Annotated in this window: 1 protein-coding gene; it reads left to right on the top strand. The window is 72.4% G+C overall.

Translation table 11 applies throughout. The features are described 5' to 3' along the window. Nucleotides 1-11 precede the first annotated feature (11 nt). Nucleotides 12-1331 (top strand): HNH endonuclease signature motif containing protein (locus tag A5756_RS00005; RefSeq protein WP_066944808.1); only part of this gene is annotated, 1320 nt, incomplete at its 3' end.

Below are 1331 nucleotides of genomic sequence, written 5' to 3'. Positions count from 1 at the left end.
CGTCGCCCGCGGTGATCGCGGAGTTCGATGAGCACTTCGAGCGGCGGTATCCGTCTGCGACGGCGGAGTCGGCGGCGTTGCTGGCCGAGGCGGGCGGGTGTGCGCGGGCCGAAAACCGGGCGGTGGCCGGGCAGTTGGCCGCGATCGGGCGGTTGTTCGCCCATCGACTGTCGCGGTGTGCGGAGACCAAGGAGTGGGCGGTGGATACCGAGGCGGCGGTGGCCGCGGAGGTGGCCGCGGAGTTGCGGATCAGTCAGGGGTTGGCGGCTAGCCGGGTGCGCTATGCGCGGGCGCTGCGCGAGCGGCTGCCCCGGGTGGGCGGGGTGTTCGCCGCGGGGGATATCGATTTTCGGATGGTGCAGACGTTGGTGTATCGCACCGATCTGATCGCCGATCCCGACGTGGTGGCGGCCGTGGATGCGCAGTTGGCCGCGCAGGTGGCGCGGTGGCCGTCGCTGACCCCGGCCCGGTTGGCCGCGCAGGTGGACCGGATCGTTGCCAACGCTGATGCGGATGCGGTGCGGCGGCGCCGCGAGCGCGCGGCCGGGCGCGAGGTGTGGATCGGCGACATGGGCGAGGGGTTGGCCCGCATCGAGGGCTTTATGTTCAGCCCGGATGCCCGCGCGCTGGACGCGCGGCTGGATGCGCTCGCGGGCACGGTGTGTGCGCACGACCCGCGCAGCCGTGAGCAGCGCCGCGCCGACGCGTTGGGGGTGCTGGCCGCGGGGGCGGATCGGCTGGGCTGTCGCTGCGGGCGCACCGATTGCGCCGCGGGCGGTCGGGCACCGGCGGGGCCGGTGGTGATTCACGTCATCGCCGAGCAAGCCACCATCGACGGCACTCGTGAGGCGCCGGGCTGCCAGCTGGGCGCCGAAGGACTGATCCCGCCCGAGCTGATCGCCGAGTTGGCCGCCGCGGCCAAGCTGGTGCCGCTGGTGCACCCCGGCGACGCACCGCCCGAGCCGGGTTATGTGCCCTCCCAAGCGTTGGCCGATTTCGTGCGGTGCCGGGATTTGACCTGCCGCTGGCCGGGCTGTGATTGCCCGGCGGTGGCCTGCGACATCGACCACACCATCCCCTACAGCGCCGGCGGGCCCACGCACGCGTCCAACCTCAAATGTTATTGCCGCACACATCATTTGGTGAAAACGTTCTGGGGGTGGCAGGAAAAGCAGCTGCCCGACGCGACGCTGATCCTGACCTCCCCGGCCGGGCGCACCTACGTCACCACCCCGGGCAGCGCGCTGCTGTTCCCCAGCCTGTGCCGGGCCACCGGGGGTGCGCCTGCAGCCGAGGTCGACCCACCGTTCGACGACTACTGCGCCCAGCGC

This window comes from Mycobacterium sp. 852002-53434_SCH5985345, assembly GCF_001667155.1.
Taxonomy (GTDB): domain Bacteria; phylum Actinomycetota; class Actinomycetes; order Mycobacteriales; family Mycobacteriaceae; genus Mycobacterium.
The sequence above is the reverse complement of the archived record's forward strand: the minus strand, read 5'-3'. Positions and strand labels throughout refer to the sequence as shown.